Here is a 6,702-nt window from a genome sequence, read left to right on the forward strand (position 1 = left end):
AACCATCTGCACCTTGGCGAAGCGTTGTAGTGCTTTGCGGATACAGGTACGACGCATGCTGAAGACCTTGGCTCATACTTATTCTGGCAATTTACTACCTTGTAGCAACTGATGTTCAACAAGAAACCTCATTAACGAATGCCTTATAGATAATTTCATCTGGATCATTAAGATCAGTGTCTGTGTTCTGGCCATGTGCCTTTCTTCTGTCTGGATCCCTCACATCATTTTATATCTGTATATATGTACATGATTATATATTTTTGTATACAGAATTTTAATTCTGGCCTGATTCCTGCAGTAAGTGAAATCTCTCTACGAACCGTAAATTTTGTTAAGAGGAGAAGGTTTCATGCCTAACCAATTTAAAAGATCTTCTAAGTTAACCATTGAAACCCGTGCTTGCTACTGTCCACGCCTGACAAATGATGATCTTGCGCCGACGCTCTATCAGAACTGGACATGGTATAACATCTTTTCTTTCTGGATGTCGGATGTGCACAGCATCGGTGGCTATGTCGTTGCTGCCAGCTTCTTTACGCTTGGTTTAGCGAGCTGGCAGGTGCTAATTTGTCTACTGGCAGGGATTTGTATAGTACAGCTTTGCGCAAATCTAGTGGCAAAGCCGAGTCAGATGGCGGGTGTACCGTATGCGGTGATTTGTAGACAAGCATTTGGAGTTTTTGGTGCAAATATTCCAGCTGTAATACGTGCGCTTATAGCTTTCACTTGGTATGGCATCCAAACTTATTTGGCTGCCAACGCGCTAATGCTTGTGTTGCTGAAATTTTTTCCATCGCTGATATCGATGACGCACGCCATTTGGCTCGGCCTATCACAACTTGGATGGTATTGTTTCATCTTATTATGGTTTTTACAGGGAACATTGTTCTGGCACGGAATGAGCACTATTAAGCTTTTTATTGATATCGCTGGCCCTGCCGTTTATGTGGTAATGGTAGCGCTGGCAAGTTGGATTATATATAACACTGGTCTTGATGTTATTTCTTTTACTCTAACAAATAAGTCTCTAACTGTAGGGGAACAGAGTTGGCAAATGATTACTGCCACCGCCCTAGTAGTCTCTTATTTCTCTGGACCATTGCTTAATTTCGGAGACTTTTCACGTTATGTTAAAAGTATGAGTGAGATCCGTCGTGGTAATCGTTGGGGTTTACCTTTTAATTTTTTACTTTTCTCAATAGTAACGATAGTGATTGTTTCAGGAACTCAGTCTCTGTTCGGCAAAATGATCACCGATCCGATCGAAACTATTAGTATGATCGGTAATAATCTAGCTGTAGCAATAGGGTTATTGACCATCATTACTTCGACAATCGGTATCAATATTGTGGCCAATTTTGTATCACCAGCATTTGATTTTTCTAACTGCTCACCTCAGAAAATTAGTTTTCGGACTGGCGGAATGATCGCAGCAGTTGGTTCAGTGCTCATCACCCCTTGGCATTTGTTTCAGTCACCAGAACTCATTCACTATACATTAGATGTCCTAGGCGCCTTTATCGGGCCGTTGTTCAGCATCTTATTAGCAGATTTTTATTTTATCAAACGTGGTTATGTCAGTATCGACGATCTATTCGATTCTACACCAAAAGGACGTTATTGGTATAGCGGAGGTTTTAATCCAAAAGCGATTGCTGCATTACTGCCATCTGTCACTATCGGCCTTATTATAAGTTTTATGCCATTTCTGCATGAAGTTGCTAACTTCAGCTGGTTTATTGGTGCGGTAGTGAGTGGTGGGTGCTATTGCTATTTAGCTCGCGCCGAGCGCGAAATTAACACACAAACTTTCACCGTAAGAGGTATAAAATACTAATTTTAGCAAATAAGATCAGGTTATTCTAATTAGTTGACTAAACCATCTTATTATTTTGTGCTCCCCGTGAGAACGAGGAGCAGTAGTATATTAACTAATGAGCTATTAAATAACTTACCACTACAAATCTTTTTACGGCATAAAATTTTACGGTTTAGCTACGCCAAAGACAACTACCACCTTTCTTCATCACTAGATTCAGATTCAATTCATGCTCTATTATTTCTTCATCCGTCGCAGATATTACGCGTAGTGGAGAGGCATAATGCGTAATGCGTTGAATATTATCACCTTTAGTGTGCTGGATATTTTCTCTTGCCATCGAAAAGGCAAGTGCCGTTTGACCGCCCGTCATCGCTAAGAAAACTTCTGCTAGGATTTCTGCGTCAAGCAATGCACCGTGCAGAGTACGTTTGCTGCTATCTATCTTATAACGTGAACAGAGTACATCTAAGCTATTTCGTTTACCAGGGAATATTTTGCGTGCCAAAGCCAGGCTATCAGTAACATGGCAGAAATTTTCAGTTCTCCCAATACCGCGCTCCAGCATGGAAAACTCATAATTCATAAAACCAATATCAAACGAGGCATTATGGATCACGAGTTCAGCTCCACTAATATATTCAAGGAATTCGTCCGCTATTTCAGCAAACGTTGGTTTATCGGCTAGAAACTCATCTGCAATACCATGGACACCGAATGCTTCTGGTTCCACTAGCCGGTTAGGCCGTAGATATACATGGAAGTTATTACCGGTCGGGCGACGATTTACCATCTCAACCGCACCAATTTCAATAATACGGTGCCCTTCATAGTGAACACCCATCATGTTCATTCCAGTGGTTTCAGTATCTAGTACGATTTGGAGGTTATTTTCAGTGCTCATATGATTTGTTTTGTGTCAGACTTAGTATTTTATGAGAAGGGAGTCTACTATAAATGCGTAAGCAAGTAGAAATATTCACTGATGGTTCCTGCCTCGGCAACCCTGGTCCCGGTGGCTACGGGGCTATTTTGCGCTATGAGAAATATGAAAAATCATTTAGCGCTGGTTATCGTTTCACTACTAATAACCGTATGGAGCTAATGGCAGCTATTGTAGTCTTAGAAACGTTAAAAGAACCTTGCCATATTGTGCTAAGTACTGATAGCCAGTATATGCATCAGGGTATTAGTAGCTGGATCCATAATTGGAAAAAACGCGGGTGGAGGACCATTGAACGGAAGAACGTAAAAAACGTTGATCTTTGGCAGCGTCTTGACAACGCACTCACTGTGCATGGAATCCAGTGGGAATGGGTAAAGGGCCACTCAGGGCACTCAGAAAACGAACGCTGTGATGAACTTGCACGCAGTGCTGCAGCTTGTCCACAACTAGAAGACATAGGTTATTCGATTAAATCTTGATCCTTATCTTCATGAACAAAAAACTGTCGCGTAGCATTTACCACTGGTCGTAGCTGAACTTTAGTAAAAGCTTTCTTCACTTTTGTGGGTATTAACGGAAAAGTGCGTTTACGCGCTACGATAATATTCAAACAACCCAGCGTAGGAAGATGAGTGTTGATAATTTTACCGTCCTGACAGGACCATGGCACAACCTGAAATCGCGTCCGGTAAACCACTTCATAGTTGAGCAGACGCAACCAATCGAGTAAGCGCACCTGGCTGAACATTCTTCCGTTCCATGGTGCTTTACACTGTATCCCTGGTACTACTTTGCCAAGACCTAGTAAAGAAAAGGGATGAAATCCACTGATCATCATCCAACCATCATCGATAAGTACGCGATCCACTTCTCGTAAAACACGATGCGGATCGTGGCTCCACGTTAGTGTATGAGCTAATAAACAAGCATCAAAAGATTTTGATTCAAAAGGTAGCTGCGTTGGTTGCGCTAGTACCTGGAGTCTCTTACCGTTTATGCCAACATTTACTTGATGTGAAATAGCGCACTGCTCAGTATTGATTTCTGTACTAAGCTCTCCAAGCTTAAGCATATGACAACCATAAATCTTTACAAGAAAAGGCTGTAGTTGTTGAGTCAATGCGTCACGGAAATAGTCTCCCCATGGCATATTACTCCATGAGTGCGGTACAGCCAGAATTTGGCTTTCTTTTGCTGGCTTCATGCTTTTTACATATTCCTTTTAACAGCCTGCAAGAGGTGATTATGAATCTTAACAGCATTCCTTCCTTACAGGATAATTACATATGGACACTAAATGACAACACAGGTAATTGCTTAATTATTGATCCCGGTGAAGCACAACCCGTGCTGGAAAAAATCTATACAAATGGCTGGAAACTAGCTGCAATTTTTTTGACACATCATCATTATGATCATGTTAATGGTGTTAACAAACTGCTTGAAAAGTTTCCGGATACGGTAGTTTATGGACCTGAGGAAACAAAAGATAAGGGTGCGACTCTCATTGTCGGCGAAAAAGATACTGTATCTGTCCTAGACTTAAATTTTAGTGTTCTACATACTCCAGGCCATACTTTAGAACATATTTCATATTACAGTCCGCCTTATCTTTTCTGTGGAGATACGATGTTTTCAGGTGGATGTGGGCGCCTTATTGAAGGCACAGCTGAACAAATGTATAAATCTTTTCAAAAGATTAACCGTCTTCCTGATGATACTCTAATTTGTTGTGCTCATGAATATAGTTTACCTAATTTAGAGTTTGCATCAGCTATTCTGCCTTATGATTCACAAATTAAGGCTGCATATCTAAAAACTAAAAAATTACGTGCTAAAAATCTTATTAGTGTACCGACAAAATTAGCGTACGAACGTAAAATAAATTTATTCCTCCGCACACAATATAGTGATTTGAGAAAAGCTTTAGATATAGAACTACCTGTTAAGTATATGTGGGATATTTTTGCGGCTCTGCGTAATAAGAAAGACCGTTTCTAATTTTGCAGGGTGCATCATAAACAAGGGAGATCAGTACAGTTACGCGTTTTGTTAAACCATTAACATAAATGAAGAATAAAGCGATATTATTTACCTCTGATCTTGTTAAGAGGGTTTCGGTATCACTAAATCACGCTAATATACTTGATATAATATCCCTAGAGTGAATTTTTAGATAGTTCAAGTAACTACGGAAATAATAGTAAGCAAATATTTTTGCTACGAGAGCAGGAAGAAGATAACAATTTTTTGATTATTACTCATACATTAAAAAAATAATAATACTAGAAAACAAACAGCAAAGCTATCTCCAACAACATGTAAAGAAGAATGGTACTGTATATTTACTATCTAATCGAATAGATAAAAAATATGAAATATCGATGGAACTGATACTAATGCCCATAGTGAAGAGTACTTTTAACTCATAGTCACTTCATTTATTAACACTGTAGCAGTCATCCTGTAGATCCTTAAAAATAAAAAAAATCTAGGTATAAAACAAAATAAACTTCGCGGGGAACTAATTGATTTCTGGCATTACTATTCATCTTAAAATCATATGACTTAATATAGCGGCTAATAACATGAGGTATATTTATATCTAAATACCATCAAAACACTTAGGGTATCGCTGTACTTGATGCTATTGATTATGTCAATAAAACTATAAATAAGGTACTATTGATAGTCGATTTTATAGCTAGACTGGTTACCATAACACTAGGACGACGTAAGCATAGACATATTATATGCATAAGTAATAATAACTTGTAGGAAATGGCTACGTAATATATCGAATACTCTATTATCTCCCTAATCATATTAGAAATTTAGAAAAAATATATTTTAGTTCCTTATAAAGACTGTTAAATAATAGCATGATACTTCATCTTTTTATTCTCACATAATACATCACCGCTATGGATATAAAAAACTCTATTATCTTCTCAAATAATAAATAATCTTTTTTATTTTTGTAAAATATAATATTTATTTTAAGTTGTACGCTAGAGGGTATCGATATGACAGCGATAACCGGCATTATTCTCTCCGGTGGACAAGGGTATCGTATGGGTGGTCAAGACAAGGGACTAATACCATTCCATGGTATTCCTCTTTATCAGCTAGTTTTGCAACGTCTAAAACCGCAAGTGAATATTATTATGATAAGTGCTAATCGTAATTTTGATAGATATCAGTCAGGTGGTTATGTAGTGATTCATGATACATTTCCAGATTACCGTGGTCCGTTAGCGGGGATGCTGAGCGGGCTACTAACAGCAAAAACAGAGTGGGTGGCTTTCTGTCCCTGCGATACTCCATTTGTACCTATTGATTACGTACAGCAGCTATGGAGACAAAAAGAAGAAGCGCCTGCCGTCTGGGCACGTTCAATAGAACGTGATCATCCTGTGCAGGCTTTATTACATCGCAGTCTAGCAAAACCACTTGATCATTATTTGCAACATGGAAATCGATGCGTAATACAGTTTTTATTTGAACAATGTGGTCATGCCGTTACATTAGTCCAAGATGAAACGGCTTTTCGCAACTTTAATACACTTGCCGATCTAATCTACGAGGAGAACTATTAATATAATACATCGCACTCGGTGGAAAGATTTGCTCTACTGGTTGTCCAGCGACATATCTCACTGCATAAGTTTTTTTTTGCACTCTTTGACTCAATGTTTTTAGCAGCTGTTGTAACTTATAAAGATTTTTAGTTTGGATTTCAATTTCTTGATGTAAAGGATAAGCCTTAACTTCAATAAGCCAGGGCTTATCCTTTTAGTGGGTACATATAAAGGAGGGTGGCGGTGCGGACGGGACTCGAACCCGCGACCCCCGGCGTGACAGGCCGGTATTCTAACCGACTGAACTACCGCACCACCGAACACGATATCGCGTAAGATTATGACTAATAACG

The 6,702-nt window shown here is 39.0% G+C and carries 6 protein-coding genes, 1 tRNA gene and 1 pseudogene; 4 read left to right on the forward strand and 4 right to left on the reverse strand.

The annotated features are described in order from the left end of the window. The first annotated feature begins 352 nt into the window (after window positions 1-352). Window positions 353-1,840, forward strand: a complete 1,488-nt coding sequence (locus FD729_RS04290; protein WP_159932053.1) for an NCS1 family nucleobase:cation symporter-1 — start codon at window positions 353-355, stop codon at window positions 1,838-1,840. 154 nt (window positions 1,841-1,994) lie between these two features. Here FD729_RS04290 and dnaQ read toward each other — a convergent pair whose 3' ends face one another. Beyond that, window positions 1,995-2,726: a DNA polymerase III subunit epsilon gene (gene dnaQ, locus FD729_RS04295; RefSeq protein ID WP_159932054.1), complete on the reverse strand. Its 732-nt coding sequence runs from the start codon at window positions 2,724-2,726 to the stop codon at window positions 1,995-1,997. A 53-nt stretch (window positions 2,727-2,779) separates the two neighbouring features. On the opposite strand from dnaQ, the gene rnhA reads away from it, so the two are divergent. After that, a complete protein-coding gene (gene rnhA / locus FD729_RS04300; RefSeq protein WP_159932055.1) occupies window positions 2,780-3,247 on the forward strand; it encodes a ribonuclease HI in 468 nt (155 codons plus the stop codon). Here the strand turns inward: rnhA and FD729_RS04305 are convergent. Next, on the reverse strand, window positions 3,229-3,972 hold the full coding sequence (locus tag FD729_RS04305; protein WP_159932056.1) for a class I SAM-dependent methyltransferase: 744 nt from the start codon (window positions 3,970-3,972) through the stop codon (window positions 3,229-3,231). The two genes, rnhA and FD729_RS04305, sit on opposite strands and share 19 nt — an antisense overlap. Window positions 3,973-4,013: 41 nt before the next feature. Between FD729_RS04305 and gloB the strand changes: the two genes are divergently transcribed. Then, window positions 4,014-4,769 (forward strand): hydroxyacylglutathione hydrolase, encoded by a 756-nt coding sequence (gene gloB / locus FD729_RS04310; RefSeq protein WP_159932057.1) that lies wholly within the window; start codon window positions 4,014-4,016, stop codon window positions 4,767-4,769. A gap of 1,025 nt (window positions 4,770-5,794) precedes the next feature. Then, window positions 5,795-6,367, forward strand: coding sequence for a molybdenum cofactor guanylyltransferase MobA (gene mobA / locus FD729_RS04315; RefSeq protein ID WP_159932058.1), 573 nt, complete (start codon window positions 5,795-5,797; stop codon window positions 6,365-6,367). Here mobA and FD729_RS05315 read toward each other — a convergent pair. Further along, a pseudogene (locus FD729_RS05315) lies at window positions 6,357-6,449 on the reverse strand (EEP domain-containing protein); the annotation flags it as partial. The gene mobA and the pseudogene FD729_RS05315 overlap by 11 nt on opposite strands. Before the next feature lie 138 nt (window positions 6,450-6,587). Beyond that, window positions 6,588-6,664: transfer RNA gene (locus FD729_RS04325), tRNA-Asp, on the reverse strand. Window positions 6,665-6,702: the final 38 nt, after the last annotated feature.

Source organism: Pantoea sp. Nvir, from assembly GCF_009829915.1.
GTDB lineage: Bacteria > Pseudomonadota > Gammaproteobacteria > Enterobacterales > Enterobacteriaceae > Pantoea.

Bases quoted from the DNA above. Each gene is read 5' to 3' on its own strand.
- FD729_RS04305 (WP_159932056.1), bottom strand. From the start codon at position 3,972: ATGAAGCCAGCAAAAGAAAGCCAAATTCTGGCTGTACCGCACTCATGG.
- gloB (WP_159932057.1), top strand. From the start codon at position 4,014: ATGAATCTTAACAGCATTCCTTCCTTACAGGATAATTACATATGGACA.
- dnaQ (WP_159932054.1), bottom strand. From the start codon at position 2,726: ATGAGCACTGAAAATAACCTCCAAATCGTACTAGATACTGAAACCACT.
- mobA (WP_159932058.1), top strand. From the start codon at position 5,795: ATGACAGCGATAACCGGCATTATTCTCTCCGGTGGACAAGGGTATCGT.
- rnhA (WP_159932055.1), top strand. From the start codon at position 2,780: ATGCGTAAGCAAGTAGAAATATTCACTGATGGTTCCTGCCTCGGCAAC.
- FD729_RS04290 (WP_159932053.1), top strand. From the start codon at position 353: ATGCCTAACCAATTTAAAAGATCTTCTAAGTTAACCATTGAAACCCGT.